The sequence below is a fragment of the Hydrogenophaga sp. genome, assembly GCF_051860785.1.
In the GTDB taxonomy this organism is placed as follows: domain Bacteria; phylum Pseudomonadota; class Gammaproteobacteria; order Burkholderiales; family Burkholderiaceae_C; genus Hydrogenophaga.
In genome coordinates, this window is the sequence record NZ_JBIMLB010000003.1 from 292,210 (window position 1) to 318,079 (window position 25,870).

Consider the following 25,870-nt stretch of genomic DNA (forward strand, 5'->3'; position numbering starts at 1 on the left):
GTGCCACGGAACCGGCTTTGCCGGGCCATAGGCACTGTCCCCCTTCAGGGGGAAGCCGCGCAGCGGCGCAGGGGGTGCTTCCTACTCAAACACAATTTCCGCCCGCTGCTCGTGGGCCTGAGCCATCCAGCTCGCCAGCGCGGCATCGGTAGGAAAGAACAGCGCCCGGTCGTCCAGTTGCAGCTCGCACTGAGCACCTTCGCGCAGCAACGCCAGGCGCACCGGCAAGCCCCTCACGAGTTCGCCCTGCTCCGTGACTTCGCGCTTCGGAGGGAACTCGCGCACCAGTTGAGCCACCGCGGGCGCATGGCCATTCACCGCCACACGCAAATATTTGCCGAAGCGGCAGCGCGCCGCCGCCAGATCCCAGACTTGCTGGATCTTCAGACGCACACCGCCCGAGAATCGATCCGGCTGCGCCACCGCCTGGACGATGATGAGTTCGTCGTCCTTGAGCAGATGGCGGTGCGCGTTGATGAGGTTCTCGTCGGCGCTGGTCTCGAACACGCCGGTCTTGTCATCGAGCTTGAAGAGCGCGAGCTTGCCGCGCTGACCGTTGATGACGCGGAAGTCGGTCACGATGCCGGCCAGGATCTGCGGGTCGCGGCCTTCCATCACATCGCCCAGTGGCGTGCGCGCAAACCGGCGCACCTCGCGTTCGACCTCGTCAAAAAGGTGGCCCGAGAAATAGAAGCCGATGGCACTCTTCTCGTGCGTGAGGCGCTCCTTGATGCCCCAAGGCGTCACGGACACCAGATCGGGTTCCTGCGTGCTGGAGCCGTGGTCGTCGCCGCCCATCATGTCGAACAGGCCGCCCTGGTTCGCATTGGCCAGACTGGCGGCGGCGAAATCGAAGGCACGATCCACCGAGGCGAGCAATTCGGCGCGGTTGAGGTGCAGTGAATCAAAGGCACCGGCCTTGATGAGCGCTTCCACCGTGCGCTTGTTCAGGCGCGTGCGATCCACGCGCACGCAGAAATCGAACAGGCTCTTGAACGGGCCCTTTTCCTCACCCCGAGGGCCTTCGCCGCGCCCTTCTCTCGCTGCCACGATGGCTTCGATGGCTTGTTGTCCCGTGCCCTTGATGGCACCCAGGCCATAGCGGATGGACTTGTTGGTGATGGGTTCGAAGCGGTGCACACCGCGATTGACGTCTGGCGCCTCGAACGTCATGCCCATCTTGAGCGCGTCCTCGAACAACACCTTGAGCTTGTCGGTGTCGTCCATTTCCACCGTCATGTTGGCGCAGAAGAACTCGGCGGTGTAGTGCACCTTGAGCCAACCGGTGTGGTAGGCCAGCAGCGAGTACGCGGCCGCATGCGACTTGTTGAAGCCGTAGCCCGCGAACTTCTCCATCAGGTCGAAGACCTCGTCGGCCTTGTCCTGGGGGATGTTGTGCGTCTCGAGAGCACCAGCTCGGAACTTCTCGCGGTGCTCGGCCATCTCTTCGGCCTTCTTTTTGCCCATGGCCCGGCGCAGCAGGTCGGCGCCACCGAGCGAGTAGCCGCCCAGGATCTGCGCCGTCTGCATCACCTGCTCCTGGTAGACCATGATCCCGTAGGTCTCGGACAGCATCTCCGCCACAGCCGGATGCGGATACTCCACCGGTTCGCGGCCGTGCTTGCGGTTGACGAAGCTGGGAATCAGGTCCATGGGACCCGGCCGGTACAGCGCGTTCAGTGCGATCAGGTCTTCCAGCCGGCTGGGCTTGGCGTCTCTGAGCATGCCCTGCATGCCGCGGCTTTCAAACTGGAACACGGCCTCGGTCTGCCCACGCGAGAACAAGGCGTACACCTTCGCGTCATTGAGTGGCACGTCTTCAAAGCGGAAGCTTTCCTGACCAGGATGGCGCTTGATGATGAGCTCGCGCGCGATCTCCAGGATGGTGAGCGTGGCCAGGCCCAAAAAGTCGAACTTCACCAGGCCGATGGCCTCCACGTCGTCCTTGTCGTACTGGCTCACCGCCGATTCGCTACCGGGCTGCGCGTAGAGCGGGCAGAAATCGGTGAGCTTGCCGGGTGCGATCAACACACCACCGGCGTGCATGCCCACGTTGCGCGCCATCCCCTCGAGCTTCTGCGCGAGTTCGATCAGCGTCTTGACGTCGTCTTCCTTCTGGATGCGCTCGGCCAGCACCGGCTCCATCTCGATCGCGTAGTTGTTCTTGTCGCCCTCCTTCTTCGGCACCGGCGGGTATTGCAGCGTGACCGACATGCCCGGCTTGTTGGGGATCAGCTTGGAGATGCCATCGCAGAAACCATAGGAAAAATCGAGCACGCGACCCACGTCGCGAATCGCCGCGCGCGCGGCCATGGTGCCGAAGGTGGCAATCTGGCTCACCGCGTCCTTGCCGTACTTGTCCTTGACGTAGTCGATCACCCGGTCGCGGTTGGACTGGCAGAAGTCGATGTCGAAGTCGGGCATGGACACCCGCTCCGGGTTCAGGAAACGCTCGAACAGCAGCTTGTATTGCAGAGGATCGAGATCGGTGATCTTCAGCGCATAGGCCACCAGCGAACCCGCGCCCGAACCCCGGCCCGGGCCGACCGGACAGCCATTGTTCTTGGCCCAGTTGATGAAGTCGCCCACGATGAGAAAGTAGCCGGGGAACCCCATCTTCAGGATGGTGTTGATCTCGAACTCGAGCCGCTCCACGTAGCGCGGGCGCTCGGCGTCGCGCTTGGCCGAGTCTGGGTACAAGTGGGCCAGGCGCTCCTCCAGTCCTTCGAACGAAGACTGGCGGAAGAACTCTTCCATCGGCATGGGCACGCCGTCCACCAGGGGCGTGGGAAAGTCGGGCAACTGCGGCTTGCCCAGTGTGAGCGTGAGATTGCAGCGCTTCGCGATTTCCAGTGTGTTGGCCAATGCCGAAGGCACATCGGCAAACAGCGCATGCATCTGTTCCGCGCTCTTGAAATACTGCTCGCGGGTGAAGCGGCGCACGCGCCGGTTGTTGCCCAGGATCTCGCCATCGGCAATGCACACGCGCGCCTCGTGGGCCTCGTAGTCGTCGGCTTCCAGAAACTGCACCGGGTGCGTGGCCACCACCGGCAGGTGCAGGCGGGCAGCGAGCTGCACCGCCTGGCTCACGTGGCGCTCGTCGTCGGCGCGGCCGGCGCGTTGCAGCTCGAGGTAGAAGCGGTGCGTGAACAGGGTGGAGAGCTGCAGGGCGAGATCAGAAGCGCGCTGCGTATCGCCCTGCAGCAGCGCCTGTCCCACCGGCCCGGCCTGCGCGCCCGAAAGAAGGATGAGCCCAGCGTTGAGTTCCTGCAACCAGTCGCGGTGCACGACGGCCTGGTCGCGCGCGCCGTTGCGCGTCCAGGCGCGCGCCAGCAACTCGCACAGGTTGAGGTAACCCTGATGGTCCTGCACCAGCAGCAGCACGCGGGGTGCGGCGGGCTGGTGGCTGCCGGGCATGGCGCCGGGGGTCTCCTCGGCGAAGCCCTGCAGCATCACCTCGGCGCCGATCAGCGGCTTGACACCGGCACCGCGCGCGGCCTTGTAGAACTTGACCGCACCGAAGAGGTTGTTCAGGTCGGTGATGGCCAGGGCGGGTTGGCCGTCGGCCGCCGCGGCGGCCACCACGTCGTCGATGCGGTTGGTTCCATCGACGACGGAAAATTCGGTGTGAAGGCGCAGGTGGGTGAACATCGGGCCATTTTAGAAGGCCCGCACCGGTCGAACGCCTTCATACGATCCGGCGCCGGCCCGCCCCAAGCCGGATCAGCCCCCTTGGGGGGCAGCGACCCGCGCAGCGGCGGAGCGTGGGGGCTTAAACAATCGGTGTCACATCTTCTTTCAGAAGGTGCAGCACTTCAGAGCGGAACTCACGGCTGTAGAGGATGGCCACCACCAGCAGCGTGGCCACCACCATGGCCACGGGAGAGATGAACCAGGCCAACGCAGCGAACGAAAAGTAGTACGCGCGCAGGCCGTCGTTGAACGTTTCGGCCGCGGCACTGACCATGCCGGCGGCGCGCCTGGCGTAAGACGCCCGATCCGCCTTGCCGCTTTCAAAATCGGCCGCCGGCGGCATCGCCCCGATGACCAGTGCCACGAAGGTGTACTGCCGCATGCACCACGAGAAGCGGAAGAAGGCGTACACGAAGATCGCCACCATCACCAGGATCTTGAACTCGAAGACCACCAGCGTCGTCGTCTGCGCAAACGGAATTTCGCTCATGAGCTCGGTCGCCTTGTCGGTGGTGCCCAGCAGGGCAAACAGGCCACCAATGACCAGGATGGACGTGGACGAAAAGAAGGCCGGGGTGTTGGACAGGGTCTGCGTGATCAGGCCATCGAGCATGCGCGGCTCGCGCGCCGTGGTCTGCATCATCCAGTAGGCACGGTAGCGGTTGGTGGTCTGGATGAGCGAGCCCGCCTTGCGACCCCACACCCTTGCAAACCAGGCGTAGCCGGTCCACAACGCAAAAAAGCAGACCAGCGCCAGCCAGTCTGCCCAGGGGATGATGCTGAGGAACTTCATCCGGCAAATATACGCCGCATGAACTCCGAATCAAACATTCAGCGCTTGAACCTCGCAGCCACGGAGGCCACTCGCTCGCCAAACAGGCGCGCGGTTTCCAGATCGCCCGGCAGCATGTCGCCCGCGCCCGCATCCGACGGGCTCTGGGCAATCGCGCCGCTGTAGCTCACCAGGTAGTTCACGTCGTTGCGCTGCGCGCCCTTGGTGTTGCTGGGCATGAGACCCTGGCTGACCCAGATCATGCCGTGCTGCATGGCCAGGGTGAACAGGGTGTTCAGCGTGGCGAGCTTGTCGCCGTTCATGCCCGCGCTGTTGGTGAAGCCGGCGGCGATCTTGTCCTTCCATTTCTGGGAGAACCAGGGTTTGCTGGAGGCGTCGGCGAACTTCTTGAACTGCCAGCTCACGGTGCCCATGTAGGTGGGCGATCCCATGATAATGGCGTCGGCCGCATCCAGCGCTTCCCAGCCGCCTTCGGGCAGGTTGCCTTCTGCATCGATGGCGATGAGTTCGGCGCCCGCGCCTTGAGCCACAGATTGCGCCATGCGCTGGGTGTGACCGTAACCCGAGTGGTAAACGACGACAACTTTGGACATAAAGATTCCTTGAAATAAACTGGGATGGCTCAGGCCTTGCGGCGAGCGTCCACGCTATAGGCACCGGCACCGAAGGCGGCGAAGGCGAGCAGGCCACCGGTGATCGCGATGTTCTTGAAGAACATGAGCTGCTGCATCATCTGTTGCTCGGCCGGCAGGGCCCAGTAGGCGTGGAAGTAGAAGCTGGCCACCAGCGTGAACACCGCCAGGGCAATCGCGGCGATGCGCGTGCCGAAGCCGACGAGCAACGCCAGGCCACCGATCAGTTCGATCACGAGCGCAATGGCCACACCCACCTCTGGCAGGGGCAGTCCCATGGAAGTGGAGTAACCCACCATGCCTGAAAAGCCGCCGATCTTGTCGAAGCCGGCCGGCACGAAAAGAATGGCCAGCAGGATGCGGCCAATCAGGGCCAGGGGATTTTGCAGAGCGTTCATGGTGATTCCTTAAAAAGAGAGGGAAAGGGAAGGTTCAGGGTTGGGAAAGGGTCAGGCCGCGAGATCGAACACCAGCACCTCGGCGTCCTTGCCGTTGGCCAGTGCGAGACGGCTTTCGCCCGTGAGCGCAGCGGCATCACCGCCGTGCAGGCGTTGGCCGTTCACGTCAAGCTCGCCACGCACCAGGTGCACATAGGCCTTGCGTGCCGGGTTCAGCGTGAGTTCTGCTGCGTCATTGCCGTCGAGCAGGCCCGCGTACATGGCGGCATCGGCGTGGATGGTGACCGAGCCCTCGGCGCCGTCGTTGGAAGCGACCAGGCGCAGTTGCCCGCGCTTTTCGGCCTCGGCAAAGCTCTTCTGCTCGTAGCCAGGCTCGATCCCATGCACATTGGGCTCGATCCAGATCTGCAGGAAGTGCGTGGTGCTGTTGGGTGCGTGATTGAACTCGCTGTGACGCACGCCGCTGCCAGCGCTCATGCGCTGCACGTCGCCCGGCGGGATGCCCTTGACGTTGCCCATGCTGTCCTTGTGCGCCAGGTTGCCCTGCAGCACGTAGCTGATGATCTCCATGTCGCGATGACCGTGCGTGCCGAAGCCGGTGCCGGGGGCGATGCGGTCTTCGTTGATCACGCGCAGGTTGCCCCATCCCATCCAGGCGGGATCGAAGTACTCGGCGAAAGAAAACGAGTGGTGGCTCTTGAGCCAGCCGTGGTCGGCGTAGCCGCGAGCGTCGGAGCGTCGAATCTGGAACATGGTCTGGTCCTTTCCTTCGGTGGGGCCGGCTTCTGCGCGGTGGCGCATCGGGCTGGCATGGGATGGATTGTGGGCGCCCCGACACCGCTTCTGACCGCACGGATTTGATGGCATCATTCAAATCATTTGAATGATGGGCGGAACCTGATGGCCACTTCCACGCCGCGCGCCGCGTTGTCGCCCGAAAACCTGGGCCTGCTGGAGGCCGTGGCGCGGCTGGGCAGCATGGCCGCAGCCGCGCGCGAGGTGGGCATGGTGCCCAGCGCACTCACCTACCGCATCCGCCAGATCGAGGACGCGCTGGACGTGCTGCTGTTCGACCGAAGCGCCCGCCGTGCCGTGCTCACGCCCGCCGGTGCCGAGCTGCTGCGCTCGGGTCAATACCTGTTGAACGAACTGGACGCCGTGGCCCAGCGCGTCAAGCGCGTGGCGACTGGTTGGGAGTCGCAGTTCACCATTGCTGCCGACGCCATCGTCGCCCGCGCCACGCTGTTCGAACTCTGCGAAGCGTTCTACGCTGAGGGCGCGCCCACGCGGCTCAAGCTGCGTGCGGAAACGCTCTCCGGCACCGTGGAGGCCCTGCAGAGCGGCCAGGCCGACATTGCACTGGGTGTGCCGAGCGAGATGTCACTCACCGAATTCCAGTCCGCGCCCATGGGCACGCTGCAGTTCGTCTACGCCGTGGCACCGCACCACCCCCTGGCGGCGGTCACCCACAGCTTGTGCGACGAAGAACTGCGTGAACACCGCGCCGTCGCGGTGGCCGACAGCACCCAGCGCGGAAGCGGCGTCACGCACAACCTGCTGCCGGGACAAGACGTGCTCACCGTGCCGACCATGCAGCACAAGCTGGAAGCGCAACTGCGCGGACTCGGAAGCGGCTACCTGCCGCTTCCGCTGGCGCAACCTTTCATCAACGCAGGGCGGCTGGTTGTCAAGACCGTGCAACGCCCCAATCGGACGCTGCGCGTGGCTTACGCCTGGCGCCAGCCGCGCAGCACGGGCGACACCGGTCGTGCGTTGCGCTGGTGGCTGGACCGCCTGCAGAGCCCCAAAACGCGCGATGCCCTCCTCCACAACCACCATCAGATTTGACCGCAGTGCGTGCTCGTTTTCAGCGAACGGGCTGATACAGTCGGCCACACGCCCAACCGCAACACAAAGCGCAACGAGACATGCAAAAACCCAAAAAGCCCCGCGCATCTGCCACACCGCTGGCCCGCTCGAGGGCGGCCGGTTCAAAGGAAGCGCCCATGCACGTCGCGGTGGTGGGTGGCGGCATGGCCGGTGTGGTGTGTGCCCGCACGCTGGCGCAGGCGGGCCATCGCGTCACGCTGCTGGAAAAGAGCCGCGGGTTCGGTGGGCGCATGGCCACGCGGCGCACCGAATTCGGCGGCTTCGACCATGGCACCCAGTACTTCACTGTGCGCGACAAGCGTTTCGAAACGGCGCTGCGCAACAACGCCACCGCCGTGGTGCGGCCCTGGAGCGCGAGCACCGTGCGCGTGCTCGACGAGTTCGGTCACGTGCTCGCCAGCGCGCCGCCCCCCACCGAACCGCACTTCGTCGCTTCCCCCGGCATGAGTGCCCTCGTCAACCTCTGGGCGCAGCCGCTGGTGCAACCCGAGCTGCATGGCGGCCTGCTGGTCCGGGCCCTGCTCGACACGCACGTCTCCCGCATCGAGCGCGATGCCCTTCACGCCCGGCAATGGCAATTGCGCGCTGAAGACGCGCAGGGCGGCCAGCAGGTGCTGGGGGGCTTTGACCGCGTGGTGCTCGCCATGCCCCACCCCCAGATCCACGACCTGCTGCTGACGTCGGGCCTGGCACCCGAACTGCGCCAGACACTCACGCCGGTGCACGTGGCGCCTTGCTGGACGCTCATGGTCGCCTACCCGCAGGCCATGCAGCCCGGCCTGCCGCACCTCGGGCCGCAATGGAACGCCGCGCGCAGCACGCACCACCGCATCAGCTGGCTGGCGCGCGAATCGAGCAAGCCCGGGCGTGAACCCATCGAACGCTGGACCGTGCAGGCCAGCCCGACGTGGTCCACCAAGCACCTGGAGGACGACAACGAGCGCGTCAAGGCCAAACTGCTCAAGGGCTTCGCCGAGATCACCGGCATTCGCGTCACACCCACCCACGCCGTGGTGCATCGCTGGCGTTTCGCCCAGACGCAGACGCCGCTGGGCAAGACCCACCTGATCGACAAGTCGCTCGGCATCGGCGCCTGTGGCGACTGGTGTCTGGGCCACCGCGTGGAAGACGCCTTCGTCTCCGGGCTGGAGATGGCCCTCGCCATCGCCTGAAGCCAATGGTGCGTTGGCCATGATGGCCATCTACCGCGGCAGGTTTGCCCCCTCTCCCACCGGCCCCCTTCACGCGGGCTCGCTGGTGGCGGCCCTCGCCAGCTGGCTCGATGCGCGCGCCCATGGGGGTACCTGGCTGGTGCGCATGGAAGACGTGGACATGCCACGCTGCGTGCCAGGTGCCGACGAACTGATCCTGGGACAGCTGGCACTTTGCGGCCTGGTCAGCGACGAGCCGGTGGTCTGGCAATCCGTGCGAAGCGATCTGTACCAGCATGCGCTCGATGCCTTGATCGTCAACGGACAGGCCTACCCCTGCGCCTGCTCCCGCAAGGACATCGAGACCGCACTGCTCGTCCGAGGGCTGAGCCGAGAACGCCACCAAACTGCCGTCTACCCCGGCACTTGCCGCCCAGAGCGCGGTGGCCTGCACGGAAAACCCGCACGCGCATGGCGCTTCGCCGTGAACGCCATCCAGGCGTCGGTGAAATGGACCGATCAACGCCTGGGACCGCAGACCCAGGACGTGACCACGGAGGTTGGCGACTTCGTGCTTCGGCGCGCCGACGGCCTTTGGGCCTACCAGCTCGCCGTGGTTGTGGACGATGCCGAACAGGGCATCACGCACGTCGTGCGCGGCGAAGACCTGACCGACAACACCGCGCGCCAGATCCTTCTACAGCGTGCCCTGGGCCTACCCACGCCGACGTACCTGCACACACCCCTGGTGCTGGGGACCAACGGCGAAAAGCTCAGCAAGCAAAACGGAGCCCAGGCGCTCGACCTGAGCCATCCGCTGGCGGCGCTGGAACAAGCGGCACAAGTCCTGGGCCTGCCTGCAGCGAAAGCCGACATGCCAGCGCAGGCTCTCGAGGCGTGGACAAGGGCCTGGCCCGCCTAAAATCCATCCCTTCGCCGATCGACTGCTGCGCCCCATGACCGACCCCCGCCACGCGCTGCCGCGCACTCCCCCCAGCGACGTGCCCTACCTGCGCGAGGTGAAAAGCTACGTGCTGCGCACTGGCCGCGTGGGCCCGGGCCAGGCCCGCGCCTACGAGCAATACGGCCCCCGCTTCCTGCTCACCTACGCTCCAGGCAGCTTCGATGCCCGGGCCGCATTCGGTCGCGACGCTCCGCTCATCCTGGAGATCGGCTTCGGCATGGGCGATGCCACCGCGCACATCGCCAGCGTGCGCCCGCAAGACAACTTTCTCTGCTGCGAGGTGCACGAGCCCGGCGTGGGCGCGCTGCTCAAGCTGGTGGGCGAACAGGGCCTGGAGAACATCCGCATCCTGCGCCACGATGCCGTCGAGGTGCTGGACCACATGCTCGGCGAGACCAGCCTGGACGGCGTGCACATCTTCTTCCCCGACCCCTGGCACAAGAGCCGCCACCACAAGCGCCGCCTGATCCAGGGGCCGTTCGTGAACCGCCTGGCACGCCACCTCAAGCCCGGCGGTTACCTGCACCTGGCGACCGACTGGGAACCCTATGCCCAGCAGATGCTGGACGTGCTGAACGCCGAGCCCTTGCTGCAAAGCACCTCGCCCGCCGGCAGGGCCGGGTTCGTGCCCAAACCCGACTACAGGCCACTCACCAAATTCGAGAACCGGGGCCTCAAGCTGGGCCACGGCGTGTGGGATCTGGTGTTTCGCCGGCTCTGAACAGGCATCCGTGACCCGCCTGCCCAGGAACCCGCAGATCCCCACGAGCGGGGGCGTCTCGCCGAGTTGCGTGGCACTGCCATACGACAAGCCTTCGCCATGGCCCGCCCTGCTGGATTTCCTGGCCGAGCGATTGCCCGCCGTTCACCGAGAGGGCTGGCGCCAGCGCCTGGCCAGCGGCGAGGTGCTCAGCGAAACGGGTGAAGCCCTGCGGCCGGATACGCCGTTTGTGGCGGGGTCGCGTGTCTACTACTACCGCTCGCTGGACCACGAGCCTGAGGTGCCGTTCACCGAATCCATCGTCTTTCGAGACGATCATCTGCTGGTGGTCGACAAGCCGCACTTCCTGCCGGTCACACCCGGCGGGCGCTACGTGCAACAGACCCTGCTGGTGCGCCTGAAGCGCCAGTTGGACATCGACACGCTGAGCCCCATCCACCGCATCGACCGCGAGACCGCCGGGCTGGTGGCGTTCAGCGTGCGTCCGCAAGACCGCGACGCCTACCAGGCACTGTTTCGCGAGCGCGCGGTGCACAAGGTGTACGAGGCCATTGCCGCACACGACGCCACGCTCACGTGGCCCGTGGTGCGTTGCAGCCGCATCGTGGAAGAGCACGGCGTGTTTTTCCGCATGAACGAGGCCGACGGCGAACCCAACAGCGAGACCCGCATCGACCTGCTGGAGCAGCGCGGCGAATGGGCGCGCTACCGGCTCGAACCCCTCACCGGCAAACGCCATCAGTTGCGCGTGCACATGAACGCGCTGGGCCTTCCGATCGCGGGCGACCAGTTCTATCCCCATGTGCTGCGCGGGCCGCTCGACGTGGAAGACTTCGCCCGACCCCTTCGGCTGCTGGCACGCGAGATCGGTATGGACGATCCGGTGACCGGCGAGCGACGTCGCTTTCGCAGCGCGCTCGAGCTCGCCTGGCCGACCTTCAGGCCCGGACTTCGCGCGCCTTGATCTGGTATTTGAAGTCGTCGGGCGCGTAGGAATCCAGCCGCTGCCCGCCGGTCTCGGCCGCGGGATACATGAAGAAGCCGAGCTCCGGGCCCTGGGCCTGCGGCAGCTTCACATCGTGCGCCATGTTCCAGGCCATCCAGTTGCCCTCCCAGCCACCGAACAGCGCGCGGTTCACGGGCGCCACCACGGGGTGCTCCGTGGTCTTGATCCAGTCCGACGTTTCCAGGCGCATGACCTTGGCCACATCGGCCGGGTCCATCGCCACCCAGCCGTGACCGGCCAGGTGCACTTCGGCGCGGCAATGCTGCGCACTCTTGAGGCTGGCCGGATTGCCGCTGAGCTCCTTGTAGCCAAAGGCCGAAGGGGCGAGGCGGATGCCGTAGACGTCGCGCGCGGGCAGGCCGGCAGCGCGGCACAGGCCGACGAAGATGGCATTGAGGTCGGCGCACTTACCGCCCAGATTGCCCGTCTCGAGCATGGTCTTGATGTCGCCCTCGCCGCAGCCGCGCACCTTGGGTTCGCGGTAGGTGTTGGCCACCACCCAGTCGTAGATCTGCTGTGCCTTCTGGACGTCGGTGCGCGCACCGCGCGTGGCCTTGATTGCGGTCTCGCGCACGATGCCATCGGTGGGCAGCAGGCGCGTGGGCCGGGTCCAGAAACGCAGGCTGGCGGCGTCCTCGGTGCTGCCTACCTTCTGCGACAGATCGGTCGCGCGGTTGCGCGTCTGCACCCGGCTGCTGAGTTCGACGTAAGGTGTGGCACCGCCTTCAGCGAAGCTCACGTGCAGCATGCGCGCGCCGTAGTGCCGCTCTTCGTTCAGGCGCGCCGTGCCATTGGTGCGGAAGTCGCTCGTGAAGGACCTTTGCCAGGCGCTCTCCACGGAAGGCAGCGGAAGCCAGACCTGCGTGGCGCCCCGCGGCAGATCGATGTCCACCCGGGTGGTCACGTCAAAGGTGCGCCATTCGCCCGGCTGGGGATCGAATTCGCGTCGAACCACCGGGCTGGCCTGGGCCAGGGCGCCGGTGGCGTGAAAAAGGGGCGATGCGGCGGCAACGGACGAGGCAGCGCAACGCAGGAAGGTGCGGCGATCGGTGGTCATGGAAAGGACTCCGGAATGTTGGGCAGACGGGCGGAACCGCAGACACAGGGTGCGGTGCATCGCCTTGGGACAAGCCGGCCACACCAGGTGGGCCGAACTCGGGGATTATGGGCCGGCGAACGACGCTCAGCGTGCCAGCAGCCGTTCGACCCAGGTCAGTGCCTCCGCGCTGCTCCAGTCGACTTCCCCGCGCACGCACTCGTGTGCACGACCGTGGCGGTCGATCAGCACCGTGGTGGGAAACACGCGCACGCCCCAGGCCTTGGCGTGCTCGCCCAGCGGGTCGAGCCACACGGGCAGGACGAGGCTGGTCTGCGACACGAAGCGCTGCACGCGCTGTGGTGGCTCCTTGAAATTGAGCGCAATGACAGCCAGCCGGTCCTCCCCCAGCAGGGCCGGCAGATCCTGCAACGTGGGCATCTCGGTCCGACAAGGTTCACACCAACTGGCCCAGAAGTTCAGCAGCACGGCGCGGCCCTCGAGGTCCGCAAGGCGGACGGCCTGACCGTGCAGATCGACGGTTTCCAGGCTGGGCGTGGCACTGCCACGAGGCCAGGGGTCGCGCCGGTGGGCTGGAGCCTGCGCACGCGCCGCGTGCATGAGCACGGCCGCACCCAGAGCGCCCAGGCAATCGCGGCGGCTCCAGGCGCTCACAGGCGCTCGGCCACCCAGCCCTGCACCGATTGCAGCGCCCTGGGCAGGCCCGACGCATCGGTGCCACCGGCCATGGCCATGTCGGCCTTGCCGCCGCCCTTGCCACCCACCTGCTGGGCCACGAAGTTGACCAGTTCGCCGGCTTTCACCTTGCCCGTGCTGTCGGCCGTGACGCCGGCAGCGAGCTGCACCTTGCCGCCGTCCACGGCCGCCAGCACGATGGCCGCCGTCTTGAGCTTGTCCTTGAGCTTGTCCAGCGTGTCGCGCAAAGTTTTCGCGTCCGCGCCGTTGAGCACCGCGGCCAGCACCTTAAGGCCTTTCACGTCCACCGCCTGTGCCACCAGGTCATCGCCCTGGCTGGACGCGAGCTTGCCCTTGAGCGCGGCCACTTCCTTCTCCAGCGCCTTCACCTGATCGAGCGTCTGCGCGATGCGCGTCTGAAGCTCGGCCACCGGCGCCTTCAAGCTGCCGGCGGCCTGGTGCAGCGCGCTTTCCACCTGCTGCAGATAGGCCAGCGCATTGGCACCGGTGATGGCCTCGACCCGACGCACGCCCGCGGCCACGCCGCTTTCGGAGACGATCTTGAACAGGCCGATGTCGCCGGTGCGGCCCACGTGCGTGCCGCCGCAGAGCTCGCGGCTGCTGCCGATGTCGAGCACGCGCACCGTGTCACCGTACTTCTCGCCGAACAGCATCACGGCACCCGTGGCCTGCGCGGCTTCGATATCCATCACGCGCGCCAGCGTCTCGGCATTGGCCAGGATTTCCGCGTTCACACGCCTCTCGATCTCGGCGATCTGTGCCTCGCTCACGGGCGCGTTGTGCGTGAAGTCAAAGCGCGTCTTGTCGGCGTCGACCAGCGAACCCTTCTGCTGCACGTGCGTGCCGAGCACCTCGCGCAGCGCCTTGTGCATCAGGTGGGTCACGCTGTGGTTGCGCATGGTGGCCTGCCGGCGCGCCACGTCGACCTGCGCGTTCACCGCGTCACCGACCTTGAGCGTGCCCTGCGTCTGCACGCCGTGATGGCCGAACACGTCGGCCTTGATCTTCTGCGTGTCCTCCACACCGAACTGCACGCCTTCGGCGGTCAGCACACCGGCATCGCCCACCTGGCCACCGCTCTCGGCATAGAACGGCGTGTTGTCAAGCACGACCACGCCACTCTGGCCCTCAGCCAGTTGCTGCACCGGCGTGCCTTCGTGGTAGAGCGCGAGCACGTGTGCCGAGGCGGCCAATTGCTCGTAACCGGTGAAGGCGTTGCCGGCACCGCCGTACTCCAGCGCGCGGTCCATCTTGAACTTGCCAGCGGCGCGGCCAGCAGCTTTCTGCTTCTCCATGGCGGCCTTGAAGCCCGCCTCGTCCACCGACAGGCCGCGCTCGCGGCACACGTCGGCCGAGAGGTCGAGCGGGAAGCCGTAGGTGTCGTGCAGTTTGAAGGCCACCTCGCCGGGCAGCACGGTGGCGCCACCCGCCAGTGCGGCGTCGAGGATTTCCATGCCATTGGCCAGCGTTTCGTAAAAGCGCTCTTCCTCGGCCTTGAGCACCTCGGTGATCCGGTCGGCCTGGCTGGCCAGGCTCGGGTAGGCGGCGCCCATCAGTTTCACCAGGTCGGCCACCAGCTTGTGGAAGAACGGCGTCTTCTGGCCCAGTTTGTACCCATGGCGGATGGCACGGCGCACGATGCGGCGCTGCACGTAACCCCGGCCCTCATTGCTGGGGATCACGCCATCGCTCACCAGGAAGGCGGTGGCGCGAATGTGGTCGGCAATCACCTTGAGCGAAGGGTTGTCCAGATCGGCGGTTTTCGTCTCGCGCGCGGCGGCCTTGATGAGCGCATCGAAGATGTCGATTTCGTAGTTGCTGTGCACGTGCTGCAGGATCGCGGCCAGGCGCTCCAGGCCCATGCCGGTGTCCACGCAGGGTGCAGGCAATGGCGTGACGCTGCCGTCCTCCTTCATGTCGAACTGCATGAACACGTTGTTCCAGATCTCGATGAAGCGGTCGCCGTCTTCATCGGGGCTGCCCGGAGGGCCGCCGGGAATGTGGGGACCGTGGTCGTAGAAGATCTCGCTGCAGGGACCACACGGGCCGGTGTCGGCCATCATCCAGAAGTTGTCGGACTTGTAGCGACCACCCTTGTTGTCGCCGATGCGGATCACGCGCTCGGGCGGCAGGCCGATCTCCTTCGTCCAGATCTCGTAGGCCTCGTCATCCTCTTCGTACACCGTGGCCAGCAGGCGCTCCTTGGGCAGCTTGTAGACCTCGGTCAGCAGCTCCCAGGCCCACTTGAGCGACTCTCGCTTGAAATAGTCGCCGAACGACCAGTTGCCCAGCATCTCGAAGAAGGTGTGGTGGCGCGCGGTGTAACCCACGTTTTCCAGGTCGTTGTGCTTGCCGCCCGCGCGCAGACAGGCCTGCACCGAGGCCGCGCGCACGTAAGGGCGCTTGTCGGTGCCCAGAAACACGTCCTTGAATTGCACCATGCCCGAGTTGGTGAACATGAGCGTGGGATCGTTGCCGGGCACGAGCGGGCTCGACGCCACCACGGTGTGGCCCTTGGAGGCGAAGAAGTCCAGAAAGCTCTTGCGGATGTCGGCGACGGAAGCGGGGCGGGTCATGAGGGCCTTGTGGGTGGAAGGTCGTTGCAGGCGGCTGGCGCACGGCGGCACCAAACCCGCTATTTTCCAACATGCCGGCCCACTATGCTTTCAGGCTTTGGCGCGGCACAATCGCGGCTCAATTATTTAATAAGTTAAATGATCGCCACCGCCCCGAATACCGAACCGATGGAGACCTCTCATGGACATGAAGACATCCCCCCTGGCGCTGCTGAAAGACCCGAGCCTGCTCAAGACCGATGGCCTGATCAATGGTCAGTGGGTGCCTGGCCACACCCGCTTTGACGTGAACGACCCCGCCACCGGCCGCAAGCTGGCCGACGTGGCCAACCTGGGGCCCCAGCATGCCGAGGCAGCGATCACAGCGGCCAACGCCGCCTGGCCCGCCTGGAAGAGCAAGACCGCCAAGGAGCGCAGCAACATCCTGCGCAAGTGGTTCGACCTGCTCATGACCCATCAGGACGATCTGGGCCGCCTCATGACCGCCGAACAGGGCAAGCCCCTGGCCGAGGCCAAGGGGGAAGTGGCCTACGGCGCCAGCTTCGTGGAGTGGTTCGCCGAAGAGGCCAAGCGCGTCAACGGCGAGACCCTGCCCACGTTCGACAACAACCGCCGCCTGCTGGTGCTGCGCCAGCCCATCGGCGTGTGCGCGGCCATCACACCCTGGAACTTCCCCCTGGCCATGATCACACGCAAGGTGGCGCCGGCCCTGGCCGCGGGCTGCCCGGTGATCATCAAGCCGGCCGAACTCACGCCATTGACCGCGCTGGCGGCGGCCGAACTGGCCATCCGCGCCGGCATTCCGGCCGGGGTGCTCAACGTCATCACGGCCGACAGCGATCAGTCCATTGCGGTGGGCAAGGTGCTGTGTGCCAGCGACGTGGTGCGCCACATCAGCTTCACCGGCTCCACCGAGGTGGGCCGCATTCTCATGGCGCAGTGCGCGCCCACGGTCAAGAAGATGTCGCTCGAGCTCGGTGGCAATGCGCCCTTCATCGTCTTCGACGACGCCGACATCGACAGCGCGGTGGAAGGCGCCTTTGCGAGCAAGTACCGCAACGCCGGGCAGACCTGCGTGTGCTCCAACCGCATCTACGTGCAGGCCGGGGTGTACGACGCCTTCGTGGCGAAGTTCGCCGCGCGGGTGAAGACCACCAAGGTCGGCAACGGTTTCGACGAGGGTGTGAACCAGGGCCCTCTGATCGAAGAAGCCGCGCTGGTGAAGGTGCAACGCCATGTGGACGACGCACTGGCCAAAGGTGGGCGCGTGGTGGCGGGCGGCAAACGCCTGTCTTCAATGGGCAGCGGTCAGTTCTTCGAACCCACCGTGGTGGCCGACGCCACCGCCGACATGCTGTGCGCGAAGGAAGAAACCTTCGGGCCATTCGCCCCGGTGTTCAAGTTCGAGACCGAGCAGGAAGCGATAGCCGCCGCCAACAACACGGAATTCGGCCTGGCGAGCTACTTCTACAGCCGCGACGTGGGTCGCATCTTCCGCGTGAGCGAGGCCCTGGAGTACGGCATGGTGGGCATCAACGTGGGCATTCTGGCCACCGAGCATGTGCCCTTTGGCGGCGTCAAGCAGTCCGGCCTGGGCCGCGAGGGCTCGCACCACGGCATGGACGACTACGTGGAGATCAAGTTCCTCTGCGTGGGTGACGTACTGAAGTAAGCCCTCAGGCCGTGTGCGCGTGTGCGGCCAACACCAACCGCCGCAGGATGCGCGCCACCTCGCGTGACGCGCGGCTGAGGGGGTGGTGCGTGGTGGTCTGCATCACCACGTAACGCGGCAGGCGCGGCTCCACGATCCGACGGCTTGCGAACAGGGTGTCGGCACCGGCCTGCCTCACTGAATGCTGGCTCCACATGGCATAGCAACGGTCCCGGGCAATGATGGCGCGCTGCGCTTCCACCGAATCGGCCTCCAGCACCACGTTCAGGCGAATGCCCAGGCGCCTGGCCACCTCCTCCACCCGCACCCGCAAGCCATTGGGTGCGGCCGGCAGCACCAGCGGCACCGAGGCCAATTCCCTGAACGGAATGGTGTCACCACCTCCACCGATGGCGGGATTGCCCACCACGACGAGATCGGATACCGCCAGCACCTCCTGACCGTCCCGGCTCGGCTTTCGATAACGCGTCACCAACGCAATATCCACCCGGCCAGTGCCCAGCCAGTCCTCGTGCTGCACACTGAAACTCTCCAGCAGGCGCAGCACCACGCCAGGGAAGCGTCGACGCACCTCTTCGAAGAGATCCGGGCCCACCGCTCGCATGTAGGCCGTCAGCAGCGCCACCGTCACCACGCCGCTCGGCGCCTGCGCCTGGTCGCGGATATCGGAGGCGAACTGGTCCGCGCTCTCCACCAGGGCACGCGCACGCAAAAGTGCCTGCTCACCCACCTCGGTGAGACGCACGCCCCGACCCGTTCGATGAAACAGCGGAGCCTGCAGGCATTCTTCCAGCGCGCGCAGGGAACGGCTCACGGAAGGCTGACTCAGCCCCACCGCCGAAGCCGCCAGGGAAATGTTGCCGAGCTCTGCCACCTTGATGAACAGCCTCAGCGAGTCGAGGTCCGGAGAAGATGTAGCCATGCGTGTAGCGTATATCAGGTAAAGCCGGTGCCGTCTTGGCGAACACCCAACCCGGTCATATGGTCAGGACTTTCCGATAAGCCACACGAAGGAGACACATGAAACGCCGACTGTTTTGCGCCCTGCCGCTGATGGGCGCTGGCCTGGCGCCCATGGCAGCCACCGCCAACAATTTTCCCAGCAAGCCCATTCGCATCATCGTGCCCTACGCGGCGGGTGGCACGACCGACATGCTGGCGCGTGTTGTGGGCAAACACGTGTCGGACCACACCGGCCAGCCCGTTCTGGTCGAGAACCGCCCAGGCGCCAACGGCATGCTGGGTTCGTCCGTGGTCGCAAAAGCACCGGCGGACGGTTACACCATCGGCATCGCGACCCCCGGCAACCATGCCGCCAACGCCAGCCTCTACAAGGACGTGCCTTACGACACAGTCAAGGATTTCGCGGCGGTTTCGCTCGCAGTGAACGCCCCCATGGTGCTGGTGGCGCACCCCAGTCTGGGTGTGAAGACCGTGGCAGAACTGATCGCCAAGGCCAAGGCCGCGCCGCATTCCATTGTCTACGCCTCTGGCGGCAGCGGTTCGTCCATGCACCTGGCGATGGAATCGTTCGCCAGCATGGCCGGCATCCGCATGAACCACATTCCCTACAAGGGATCGGGCAACTCCTACGTCGATCTGCTGGCGGGACGCGTCACGCTGCTCATGGACATCATTCCTCAGGCACTGCCTCGTGTTCGCAGCGGCGAATTGATCGCGCTCGGCACCGCCAGCACACAGCGCCTGACCGAACTGCCCAACGTACCCACCATCGACGAAGCAGGCGTCAAAGGGTACTCGGCAGGATCCTGGTATGGCTTCGTGGGTCCCGCCGGCATCCCTCAGGACACCATGACGCGCCTCAACAGCCTCATCGTGAATGCCGTGCGCGACCCCGACATCTCACGCAAGCTGCAGGAAGCCGGCCTGCAGATCGTCGCCGGATCGCCTCAGCAGTTTCAGAGCTTCATCGAATCCGAAGTGAAGAAATCCGCCGAGATCATCCGCGCTGCCAACATCAAACCCGACTGAACCGTTCCAACCCGCCTCCTTCAACATGACACCACCAGACTTTTCCCCCATTGACTTCGCTGCGCGCCGTGCCCGTGTGGCCAAGGCGGTCAAGGCCGCCGGTTTCGACGCCTACGTCGGTACACGGCAAGCCGCGTTGCACTACTTCAGCGGCGCCTTCATGCCCTGGCGCGGCGCCGTGATCATCACGGCCAACGGCGACTGCAAGTTCGTCTATTGGGCATGGGACTCGAGCCGAGTGCGGGAAGAAGGACACGACCTGGACCTGGAAAGCTTCACCTTCTCGGACTTCGTCAAGACGATCGGCTCGCGCCTCAAGAACCTCGGCCTGGGCCAGGGCCGCATCGGCATCGACCTTTCACACCCCGGCGCAGCGCAGGTTGCTCCGGGCATGCTCACGGCCAGTGAATACGTGGAGTTGCAAGTCGAACTTCCCAGTGCACGCATCGAGAATGGCGTGCGGTTGATCGACGACGTGATGCTGATCAAGGAGCCACAGGAAATCGAGCGGCTTCGCTTTGCGGCACGCGTGGCCGACAAGGGGTTCGAAGCTGGCCGCGATGCGGTGCAGACGGGCGTCACAGAAAACGCAGTGGCCGGCGCGATCGAAAAAGCGATTCGTGACCACGGAAGCACCTGGGCCTGGGCCATCACCGGTGGCACCGAGGTCGGGTCCGGCGATCGCACGGGCTACCTTCATGGTGTGACGCAGCAGGCTTCGGAAAAAGCCATCGGCAACAACGAGTTCGTCATCCTCGACCTGCACCCGATGATCGATCTCTATCTGGCCGATTCATCCATCCCGGTGTTCATCGGCAAGCCTGATGCACAGCAACGCAAGCTGATTGACTGCTGGGAAGAAGTGGTGACAACCATGATCGATCACATGCGCCCCGGCAACGCCATTCCGGAAGTGGTGAAGAAAGGATTGGCGGTTTTCGAACGCCACGGCCTGAGTGACTATTGCCTGCCCACCTTCGGGCACGGCCTGGGCACCTGCGCTCGCACGCGTCCGTTCATCAACCTGCGCAGCGAAGACGTGGTGCAGCCCGGCATGGTCATGGCACTGGGAACCCACCTCTACATGCCAAAGGTCGGTGGCATGCGGCTGGAGTTTCCGCTGCTCGTGAACGAAAACGGCGGCGAAGCCCTCATGACCACGGCACCACGGGTTCACTTCGTCTGAAGCGTCACGTGTCTTTCAGGCGCAGAGCGTTAGAATCCGCAGCGCCGCGGGTGTAGTTCAATGGTAGAACGGCAGCTTCCCAAGCTTCATACGAGGGTTCGATTCCCTTCACCCGCTCCACTGCATCGTTCCAGGGAATTCTGAGGAAGTCCAAGAGGCATCGTAAGTCGTTGATTCTGGTTGAGTTTTCGACACCTCGATGTTCCAGTGGGCTCCACGGAAATCCACCTGAAGCCACGACGTTTATGTCCATTTTTGTGTCCATTTTTGCGGGCACGACGGCTTCCGGATTGTTGCTAGGGCGCTGAGGTCGATGGGTTAAGCATCTGGTTCCTGACTCATGTTCAGGAGCTAGAGCATGGCACTCTCAGACTTGGTGGTCCGCCAAGCCAAAGCCACCGGCAAGGCCTACACACTTCCAGACATCGATGGTCTCTCCCTGGCCGTGACGGCCACGGGCAGCAAGAGCTGGCACTTCCGTTACTACTGGATGAAGGAGCCCAAGCGCATGTCGCTGGGCACCTATCCCGAGGTGTCCCTTCGTGAGGCACGCGCCCTGCGTGACGAGGCGCGCGCCTTGGTGGCCAAGGACATCAACCCGCGCCTTCACCGCAAGCAAAAGCGCGCCGCGGTCAAACTCGCCGGTGAAAACACCTTCGAGGCGATCTACAAGAAGTGGCTTGCCCACCGCGAACTCGGCCTCAAGAAGGGCCGGCAGACCACCCTCTCGATCCTCCCTCGCGTCTTCGCCAAGGATGTGCTGCCCTTGCTGGGCAAGCGCTCGATCTACGACATCAAACGCCCTGACCTGCTGGAAGTGATCGCCAGGATCGAGCGGCGCAAGGCGCTCTCCGTCGCCGAGAAAGTCAGGACGTGGTTCAACCAGATGTTCCGCTACGCGCTGGTGGTCGTGCCGGGCCTGGAGCAGAACCCGGCTTCCGACCTCGACGTGGTGGCGCTGCCGCTGCCCCCGGTGAACCACAACCCGTTCCTGCGCATGGCCGAGTTGCCGAAGCTGTTGCAGCGCCTGCGCAAGTATCGTGGCCGGCTGCAGACCCAGCTCGGTCTGCGGCTGCTGCTATTCACCGGCGTGCGCACGGGCGAGCTGCGCCTGGCGACGCCGGATCAGTTCGACCTCGATCGGGGCCTCTGGATCATCCCGCCCGAGGTCGTGAAGCAGCTCCAGGTGGACATGCGCAGAAAGCGCCAGTTGCCCAAGGACATTCCACCCTACATCGTGCCGCTGTCGGTGCAGGCCATCGAGATCGTCCGGCACCTGCTCGAACAGCTCAAACCGGCCCAGCACTATCTGTTCCGCCACGACAGCGAGTTGAAGAAGCGCATGAGCGAGAACACGCTCAACGGCGCGCTCAAGCGCATGGGCTATCGCGACCTGCTGACCGGGCACGGCATCCGGGGCACGATGTCCACCGCGCTCAACGAGATCGGCTACCCGAAGGTGTGGGTGGACGCGCAACTCTCGCACGTCGATCCCAACAAGGTCAGTGCCACGTACAACCACGCCGAGTACGTCGAGCAGCGGCGGCGGATGATGCAGGATTGGGCCGACCGGCTCGATCTCTTCGAGCAGAACATGGTCGAGGCAGCGAGCATGCCGCTCACCATTCATTTGGAGGGCGTGCCCGTCCTCTCGGATGAGGAAGCCGCGAGTGCGCCACCCAAACCAGCGGCCGCGTCGGCGCCGCTCCTGATCGTGACCAGGCCGGGAGACGCGATGCCACTGGTGTCAGCCGAGACGCATCGGCTGCCCGCAGTGCCGTTGCCGCGTTCCGTCATGGAGGAACCGCTGTCCGACATACAGCGCCAGCGGATGGAACTGGTCGATGTCTTCGAGGCACCACACAACCTGCCAGTCGCCGAGTACGCGAAGATGGCGGGCAAGTCCCGCCGGTGGATCAGCTACGAGATCAAGGCCGGCAACCTGCTGGCGCTGAACCTGGGCAACCGTGGTCAGCGCGTGCCGGATTGGCATCTCGATCCGGTCAAGCACGCGCTGATCCAGGCGGTCCTCAAGCTGACCAGGGGCGCCGACCCTTGGCAGATCTACAACGCGCTCCTGCAGCCGCGCGCGAAGCTGCGCGGCGGCTCGGCTCTGGAAAGCGTCAGTGCCACAAATCTCGACAAGATCATCATGGCGGTGAGCACGACGGTGAAGGAAAGCGAGTGGTCCCCGCAGCAGGTGGCGTTTGCGTAGCGCGCCAGCGCCCAGCAGTGCGCGCCCCTGTCTCAGGACACGGAGCGCGCGCGGCGGGCGAATCTTTCCTGGGGCTCGGTCAAGGACGAGGACGGGCGAAGCAGGTAGGCCATCACGATGATGGGTGCGCCAGCCAATGGCCGCGCGGCGATGCCGCGACGCAGGTAGCAGGTCAGTCTCGCGGCGGGTGCGACGGCAATGCCGTAGCCCGCGGAGACGAGCGTCATCGCCATGTCGAAGGTGCTGACGGTCTGCTCATGGCCCTGCGGTGCATCCTCGACCAGGCCATGCGCCACCGCGCGCCACGGCTCGTCGGCCGTTGACTGCGCGCAGATCAACGGCTGCTTGAGCAGCTCTTGGCGAGGCACTTCACGGTAGGACAGCAGGTGCGAGCGCTTGGCGACGGCGACTGCCAGCGTGTCATGCCACAACGGCTCGCACACCCAGCCTGGCCACTCCCAGGCGGCTGTGGACAGGGCCAAGTCAAAGTTATCGTGCGGCAGTTCCTGCGCCTGCGCTGTGGAACTGCATCCGATCAAGGCGGTGGCGGTCTCTGGCTCTTCGGCGCGCTGCAACGCCAGCAAGTCGGCAAGCGGTGAAGGCACCCACTCGCCGAGCACAGCCACCCGGATTTCAGTGGAGGCATCGCTCGATTTCACGTCCAGTTCCTCCAGGCAGTGAACTCGCGGCGACCGATGAAGTCGCTTCTATTGAGTTAAGTTTAACGTGGTTTATATCGTGTCAATCCTCGACGCTTTTGGCAATGCAAAAGCGTTCGATTCAAAGAGGCCGGCCCACCGGGACAACAACCTACGAAGCGGAACCAGCCATCGCGTTTGGGGCCTCCGTGCGCGAAGAAAGAACCAGTCAAGGCATCGCCCAGGAAACGCTGGCTCATCTGTCAGGAATCGAGCGTTCGCACATGGGAAAGATCGAGCGTGGCGAGCATGTCCCCACGCTCCCCCTCATTCTCAAAATCGCCCGTGCGCTGAAATGCAGTTCTGCCCACTTGATGGCGCTGACTGAAGCCAAGCTGGCAGAGACGGCTCCGCCTAAATCAGCGGACTGAAGCCGGCCCGCGCCGTGGCTCCTTGTCTACCCCTGTTCGTTGTCGTTCTTATTACCGGCGGCTGAATTTTCGCGCTTTACGGCCTCGGTGAGGAGGCGCAGGTATGGATTGTCCGGAGGCATTTCCTGGAACAGCGCTTCGGGAGCGCTCAGCAGGTAGCCGTGCAGTCGCCTGGATTTGCGCGGCCCCGTGACTTCGCAGGTCCAGATATTCAGCCCGCTGGCTTGCTTGCGGTGCAGGCCTAGCTTCTCGAAACGCTTCTGCACCCACTGCCATCCCTCCAGGTTCTCCGGTTTCGCCAGTGCGGCGATTTGCAGATGTTCCTGCGCATAGCGCTGGAAGACGCCGGGGCTCACCAGGTAGGCCGTTCCGGCGACGCTGTGCACCAAGGCTTTGGCGTCGTTGATGATGAGCTTGTGCGTCTGGATGCCCTGACGCAGCCAGGCCATGAAATGCTCGCCGGATGGCTCCGGCCGATCCTGAAATGGCGCGAGGCTTATCTGCGGCAGCACCGTAGGCGCCGGTGGCGAGGCAGGCTCGGGTTCGCTCGGGGCCTCCGGCGCTACGGGTGGGGCCGTGTCACTCAGCAGATCGAGCAGCGCAGCCACGCCGTTGTCGGTGGGCATAGGGACGGTCGGCGCGATGCTTGGTGGCGCCGTATCGGCGCTTTCCAAGCCTGGCGCTTCGGATGCCGGTGCCTGCGGTGTCGGCGCCCCTTGTTCCTCGTCGGCCTGCACGCGACCCGCGAACGGCGCCGGCCGGTCGGCCGCATCCCAGACCATGGCCGGAGACAGTTTCAGGAAGGTGAAGCTGTGCGACCAGCCGGCATCGCTGGTGACGGTGGCCTTCCAGATCGCCTTGCCGTCCGGTGTGGCCAAGGCGATGCCGTGATCCTGCAGCACGTTGAACACCGCCGTGTTGCTGGCCGGGATGCCGTCGATGCCCTGCGACAGCAGATGCGCGCGCAGCTTGTCCGAGACGGTCTTGCTCACCAGCCAGAGCGCGTCCTGGGTCAGCCAGCCATCCGAGGCCTGGGGCTGGTTCAGCTTGAATTCTTCCTTCAGGAGGTAGCGCAGGCCATCGAGCAGCTTGCGCTGCAGTGCGTGCCGGGGCGCTGCCAGGGCCTTGCTCGGATCGCCGCCGAGTTCCTGGGCGACGGATGCCTGGTCCGCCTGCACGACCAGTTCGCCGAGCATGCCGGCGTGCTCGTACTGGCCGGCCAGGACGTACAGCAGCGCGGCCCACAGGTCGGGGTAGTCGGCGAGCCAGTCGAAGATGCCCGGATCGAGCAGCCGGGCGTAGAGCAGCCCGGTGGCGGCGCTGTGCAGCCGGTATTCGCGCTCCCTGCGGTAGCGGAAGCGGTACGGCCGCCGCAGCGGGCCGTGCCAGGGATGCCAGACCGTGCCGTCCGCGTACTCGACGTGCAGGTCGACCGCGATCTTGCCGATGTCGTGCAGCAGCGCAGCATAGGCGGTGCCTGCGGTCCAGGCCTCGGCCTGGGCGGCTTGCGCCTCCGGCGTGGCGCCGGCGGGCAGCAGATGCGACTGCCGCAGCTTGAGCGCGTAGGCGACGATCTCCAGGCCGTGGTCCAGCATGCCGCCCGGATAGGCGTGGTGATGGGCCTCCGACGCGGGGAATTGCTGGACCAGCTCGGCGTAGCGTTCCAGCGGGGCGAGGTACAGCGTGGCGAACTGCCGGCGCGACAGCGAGGTGCGCTGCCAGATGTGTTCCAGCAGCTTCTGCCGGCGCGGCGTCGCCAGCAGCGATGCGGCCGGCTCCGGCCGCATCAGCCCTTTGCCGGGCTCGGCGGGAGGTTTGGGCGGTGGCGCACTGGCGGCAGGTGGCACCCGTTTGCGTTGGAACAGCGAGAGCATGGCGAACCCCAGACGGCGGGCCGGTCGGGAGAGCCTTTTGGCCTTTTCGGGTAGGGCCTTTCCCCTTGGCCCCATTCCCTTGCCCCTTCCCCAGCCCTTTGGCCTTTACGGAAACCTTTGGATATAGGGCAACGACGCCTGCCGAACCACAACCAATGCGGGTTTGGCCCAAGTCGGATTGATGCGGGAAGGCTGGCTGTGCCGCCCCTACGATGGAGCCGTTTCATCGACCGGACGGAGCACCATGCACACCCAGATTGACAAGGTAAGGAAATTTCCTTACCA

At 65.3% G+C, this 25,870-nt stretch carries 21 protein-coding genes and 1 tRNA gene; 11 read left to right on the top strand and 11 right to left on the bottom strand.

What is annotated here, in order from left to right; genetic code table 11:
• Positions 1-81: 81 nt before the first annotated feature.
• The 5 genes from dnaE to ACTIF6_RS06700 all read right to left on the bottom strand — a co-directional run bounded on the left by dnaE (position 82) and on the right by ACTIF6_RS06700 (position 6,269).
• A complete protein-coding gene (gene dnaE / locus ACTIF6_RS06680; protein WP_439587227.1) occupies positions 82-3,651 on the bottom strand; it encodes a DNA polymerase III subunit alpha in 3,570 nt (1,189 codons plus the stop codon).
• Between the two features lie 121 nt (positions 3,652-3,772).
• Positions 3,773-4,486 carry a DUF599 domain-containing protein gene (locus tag ACTIF6_RS06685; RefSeq protein ID WP_439587228.1) on the bottom strand — a complete coding sequence of 238 codons (714 nt, stop codon included), beginning with the start codon at positions 4,484-4,486 and terminating at the stop codon, positions 3,773-3,775.
• 38 nt (positions 4,487-4,524) lie between these two features.
• Positions 4,525-5,079 carry a flavodoxin family protein gene (locus ACTIF6_RS06690; protein WP_439587229.1) on the bottom strand — a complete coding sequence of 185 codons (555 nt, stop codon included), beginning with the start codon at positions 5,077-5,079 and terminating at the stop codon, positions 4,525-4,527.
• 29 nt (positions 5,080-5,108) lie between these two features.
• Positions 5,109-5,516 (bottom strand): DoxX family protein, encoded by a 408-nt coding sequence (locus tag ACTIF6_RS06695; RefSeq protein ID WP_439587230.1) that lies wholly within the window; start codon positions 5,514-5,516, stop codon positions 5,109-5,111.
• Between the two features lie 51 nt (positions 5,517-5,567).
• Positions 5,568-6,269 carry a pirin family protein gene (locus tag ACTIF6_RS06700; protein ID WP_439587231.1) on the bottom strand — a complete coding sequence of 234 codons (702 nt, stop codon included), beginning with the start codon at positions 6,267-6,269 and terminating at the stop codon, positions 5,568-5,570.
• Positions 6,270-6,416: 147 nt separating this feature from the next.
• Between ACTIF6_RS06700 and ACTIF6_RS06705 the strand changes: the two genes are divergently transcribed.
• The 5 genes from ACTIF6_RS06705 to ACTIF6_RS06725 all read left to right on the top strand — a co-directional run bounded on the left by ACTIF6_RS06705 (position 6,417) and on the right by ACTIF6_RS06725 (position 11,206).
• Positions 6,417-7,364, top strand: coding sequence for a LysR family transcriptional regulator (locus tag ACTIF6_RS06705; protein ID WP_439587232.1), 948 nt, complete (start codon positions 6,417-6,419; stop codon positions 7,362-7,364).
• Between the two features lie 185 nt (positions 7,365-7,549).
• Complete coding sequence (locus tag ACTIF6_RS06710) at positions 7,550-8,578, top strand: NAD(P)/FAD-dependent oxidoreductase (RefSeq protein WP_439587252.1); 1,029 nt, start codon at positions 7,550-7,552, stop codon at positions 8,576-8,578.
• 19 nt (positions 8,579-8,597) lie between these two features.
• A complete protein-coding gene (gene gluQRS / locus ACTIF6_RS06715) occupies positions 8,598-9,479 on the top strand; it encodes a tRNA glutamyl-Q(34) synthetase GluQRS (protein ID WP_439587233.1) in 882 nt (293 codons plus the stop codon).
• Positions 9,480-9,513: 34 nt separating this feature from the next.
• On the top strand, positions 9,514-10,242 hold the full coding sequence (gene trmB / locus ACTIF6_RS06720; RefSeq protein WP_439587234.1) for a tRNA (guanosine(46)-N7)-methyltransferase TrmB: 729 nt from the start codon (positions 9,514-9,516) through the stop codon (positions 10,240-10,242).
• A 70-nt stretch (positions 10,243-10,312) separates the two neighbouring features.
• Positions 10,313-11,206 carry a pseudouridine synthase gene (locus ACTIF6_RS06725; RefSeq protein WP_439587235.1) on the top strand — a complete coding sequence of 298 codons (894 nt, stop codon included), beginning with the start codon at positions 10,313-10,315 and terminating at the stop codon, positions 11,204-11,206.
• On the opposite strand, the gene ACTIF6_RS06730 is transcribed toward ACTIF6_RS06725, so the two are convergent.
• The 3 genes from ACTIF6_RS06730 to alaS all read right to left on the bottom strand — a co-directional run bounded on the left by ACTIF6_RS06730 (position 11,181) and on the right by alaS (position 15,577).
• Positions 11,181-12,305, bottom strand: coding sequence for a transglutaminase-like domain-containing protein (locus ACTIF6_RS06730; RefSeq protein ID WP_439587236.1), 1,125 nt, complete (start codon positions 12,303-12,305; stop codon positions 11,181-11,183). The genes ACTIF6_RS06725 and ACTIF6_RS06730 overlap by 26 nt on opposite strands.
• Positions 12,306-12,431: 126 nt before the next feature.
• Positions 12,432-12,959: a TlpA family protein disulfide reductase gene (locus ACTIF6_RS06735; RefSeq protein ID WP_439587237.1), complete on the bottom strand. Its 528-nt coding sequence runs from the start codon at positions 12,957-12,959 to the stop codon at positions 12,432-12,434.
• Positions 12,956-15,577: an alanine--tRNA ligase gene (gene alaS, locus ACTIF6_RS06740; protein ID WP_439587238.1), complete on the bottom strand. Its 2,622-nt coding sequence runs from the start codon at positions 15,575-15,577 to the stop codon at positions 12,956-12,958. The genes ACTIF6_RS06735 and alaS overlap by 4 nt, the downstream gene beginning before the upstream one ends.
• A 181-nt stretch (positions 15,578-15,758) precedes the next feature.
• On the opposite strand from alaS, the gene ACTIF6_RS06745 reads away from it, so the two are divergent.
• Positions 15,759-17,249, top strand: coding sequence for an NAD-dependent succinate-semialdehyde dehydrogenase (locus tag ACTIF6_RS06745; protein ID WP_439587239.1), 1,491 nt, complete (start codon positions 15,759-15,761; stop codon positions 17,247-17,249).
• A 4-nt stretch (positions 17,250-17,253) separates the two neighbouring features.
• Here the strand turns inward: ACTIF6_RS06745 and ACTIF6_RS06750 are convergent, their stop codons facing one another.
• Entirely contained in the window at positions 17,254-18,171 is a 918-nt protein-coding gene (locus ACTIF6_RS06750) for a LysR family transcriptional regulator (RefSeq protein WP_439587240.1), read from the bottom strand.
• Positions 18,172-18,269: 98 nt separating this feature from the next.
• Between ACTIF6_RS06750 and ACTIF6_RS06755 the strand changes: the two genes are divergently transcribed.
• The 4 genes from ACTIF6_RS06755 (at position 18,270) to ACTIF6_RS06770 (ending at position 22,642) form a co-directional block, all read left to right on the top strand.
• The gene (locus tag ACTIF6_RS06755) at positions 18,270-19,241 is read left to right on the top strand and encodes a Bug family tripartite tricarboxylate transporter substrate binding protein (protein WP_439587241.1); all 972 of its coding nucleotides are present in this window, start codon (positions 18,270-18,272) and stop codon (positions 19,239-19,241) included.
• Between the two features lie 25 nt (positions 19,242-19,266).
• The gene (locus tag ACTIF6_RS06760; RefSeq protein ID WP_439587242.1) at positions 19,267-20,427 is read left to right on the top strand and encodes a M24 family metallopeptidase; all 1,161 of its coding nucleotides are present in this window, start codon (positions 19,267-19,269) and stop codon (positions 20,425-20,427) included.
• 46 nt (positions 20,428-20,473) lie between these two features.
• Positions 20,474-20,547: transfer RNA gene (locus ACTIF6_RS06765), tRNA-Gly, on the top strand.
• A 238-nt stretch (positions 20,548-20,785) separates the two neighbouring features.
• Positions 20,786-22,642: a tyrosine-type recombinase/integrase gene (locus tag ACTIF6_RS06770; RefSeq protein ID WP_003454710.1), complete on the top strand. Its 1,857-nt coding sequence runs from the start codon at positions 20,786-20,788 to the stop codon at positions 22,640-22,642.
• Between the two features lie 32 nt (positions 22,643-22,674).
• Here the strand turns inward: ACTIF6_RS06770 and ACTIF6_RS06775 are convergent, their stop codons facing one another.
• Positions 22,675-23,301 carry a LysR substrate-binding domain-containing protein gene (locus tag ACTIF6_RS06775; RefSeq protein ID WP_003454711.1) on the bottom strand — a complete coding sequence of 209 codons (627 nt, stop codon included), beginning with the start codon at positions 23,299-23,301 and terminating at the stop codon, positions 22,675-22,677.
• 104 nt (positions 23,302-23,405) lie between these two features.
• On the opposite strand from ACTIF6_RS06775, the gene ACTIF6_RS06780 reads away from it, so the two are divergent.
• Positions 23,406-23,711, top strand: a complete 306-nt coding sequence (locus tag ACTIF6_RS06780; protein WP_003454714.1) for a helix-turn-helix domain-containing protein — start codon at positions 23,406-23,408, stop codon at positions 23,709-23,711.
• A gap of 26 nt (positions 23,712-23,737) precedes the next feature.
• Here the strand turns inward: ACTIF6_RS06780 and mobH are convergent, their stop codons facing one another.
• Positions 23,738-25,585 (bottom strand): MobH family relaxase, encoded by a 1,848-nt coding sequence (mobH, locus tag ACTIF6_RS06785; RefSeq protein ID WP_031329115.1) that lies wholly within the window; start codon positions 25,583-25,585, stop codon positions 23,738-23,740.
• Positions 25,586-25,870 lie beyond the last annotated feature (285 nt).

What these genes read in the sequence shown, in the direction of transcription:
- ACTIF6_RS06705 (WP_439587232.1), top strand. Translation starts at nt 6,417, where the DNA reads ATGGCCACTTCCACGCCGCGCGCCGCGTTGTCGCCCGAAAACCTGGGC.
- ACTIF6_RS06685 (WP_439587228.1), bottom strand. Translation starts at nt 4,486, where the DNA reads ATGAAGTTCCTCAGCATCATCCCCTGGGCAGACTGGCTGGCGCTGGTC.
- ACTIF6_RS06745 (WP_439587239.1), top strand. Translation starts at nt 15,759, where the DNA reads ATGGACATGAAGACATCCCCCCTGGCGCTGCTGAAAGACCCGAGCCTG.
- alaS (WP_439587238.1), bottom strand. Translation starts at nt 15,577, where the DNA reads ATGACCCGCCCCGCTTCCGTCGCCGACATCCGCAAGAGCTTTCTGGAC.
- ACTIF6_RS06695 (WP_439587230.1), bottom strand. Translation starts at nt 5,516, where the DNA reads ATGAACGCTCTGCAAAATCCCCTGGCCCTGATTGGCCGCATCCTGCTG.
- ACTIF6_RS06760 (WP_439587242.1), top strand. Translation starts at nt 19,267, where the DNA reads ATGACACCACCAGACTTTTCCCCCATTGACTTCGCTGCGCGCCGTGCC.
- mobH (WP_031329115.1), bottom strand. Translation starts at nt 25,585, where the DNA reads ATGCTCTCGCTGTTCCAACGCAAACGGGTGCCACCTGCCGCCAGTGCG.
- trmB (WP_439587234.1), top strand. Translation starts at nt 9,514, where the DNA reads ATGACCGACCCCCGCCACGCGCTGCCGCGCACTCCCCCCAGCGACGTG.
- gluQRS (WP_439587233.1), top strand. Translation starts at nt 8,598, where the DNA reads ATGATGGCCATCTACCGCGGCAGGTTTGCCCCCTCTCCCACCGGCCCC.
- ACTIF6_RS06690 (WP_439587229.1), bottom strand. Translation starts at nt 5,079, where the DNA reads ATGTCCAAAGTTGTCGTCGTTTACCACTCGGGTTACGGTCACACCCAG.
- ACTIF6_RS06770 (WP_003454710.1), top strand. Translation starts at nt 20,786, where the DNA reads ATGGCACTCTCAGACTTGGTGGTCCGCCAAGCCAAAGCCACCGGCAAG.
- ACTIF6_RS06750 (WP_439587240.1), bottom strand. Translation starts at nt 18,171, where the DNA reads ATGGCTACATCTTCTCCGGACCTCGACTCGCTGAGGCTGTTCATCAAG.
- ACTIF6_RS06780 (WP_003454714.1), top strand. Translation starts at nt 23,406, where the DNA reads ATGCAAAAGCGTTCGATTCAAAGAGGCCGGCCCACCGGGACAACAACC.
- ACTIF6_RS06700 (WP_439587231.1), bottom strand. Translation starts at nt 6,269, where the DNA reads ATGTTCCAGATTCGACGCTCCGACGCTCGCGGCTACGCCGACCACGGC.
- ACTIF6_RS06710 (WP_439587252.1), top strand. Translation starts at nt 7,550, where the DNA reads ATGGCCGGTGTGGTGTGTGCCCGCACGCTGGCGCAGGCGGGCCATCGC.
- ACTIF6_RS06755 (WP_439587241.1), top strand. Translation starts at nt 18,270, where the DNA reads ATGAAACGCCGACTGTTTTGCGCCCTGCCGCTGATGGGCGCTGGCCTG.
- ACTIF6_RS06730 (WP_439587236.1), bottom strand. Translation starts at nt 12,305, where the DNA reads ATGACCACCGATCGCCGCACCTTCCTGCGTTGCGCTGCCTCGTCCGTT.
- dnaE (WP_439587227.1), bottom strand. Translation starts at nt 3,651, where the DNA reads ATGTTCACCCACCTGCGCCTTCACACCGAATTTTCCGTCGTCGATGGA.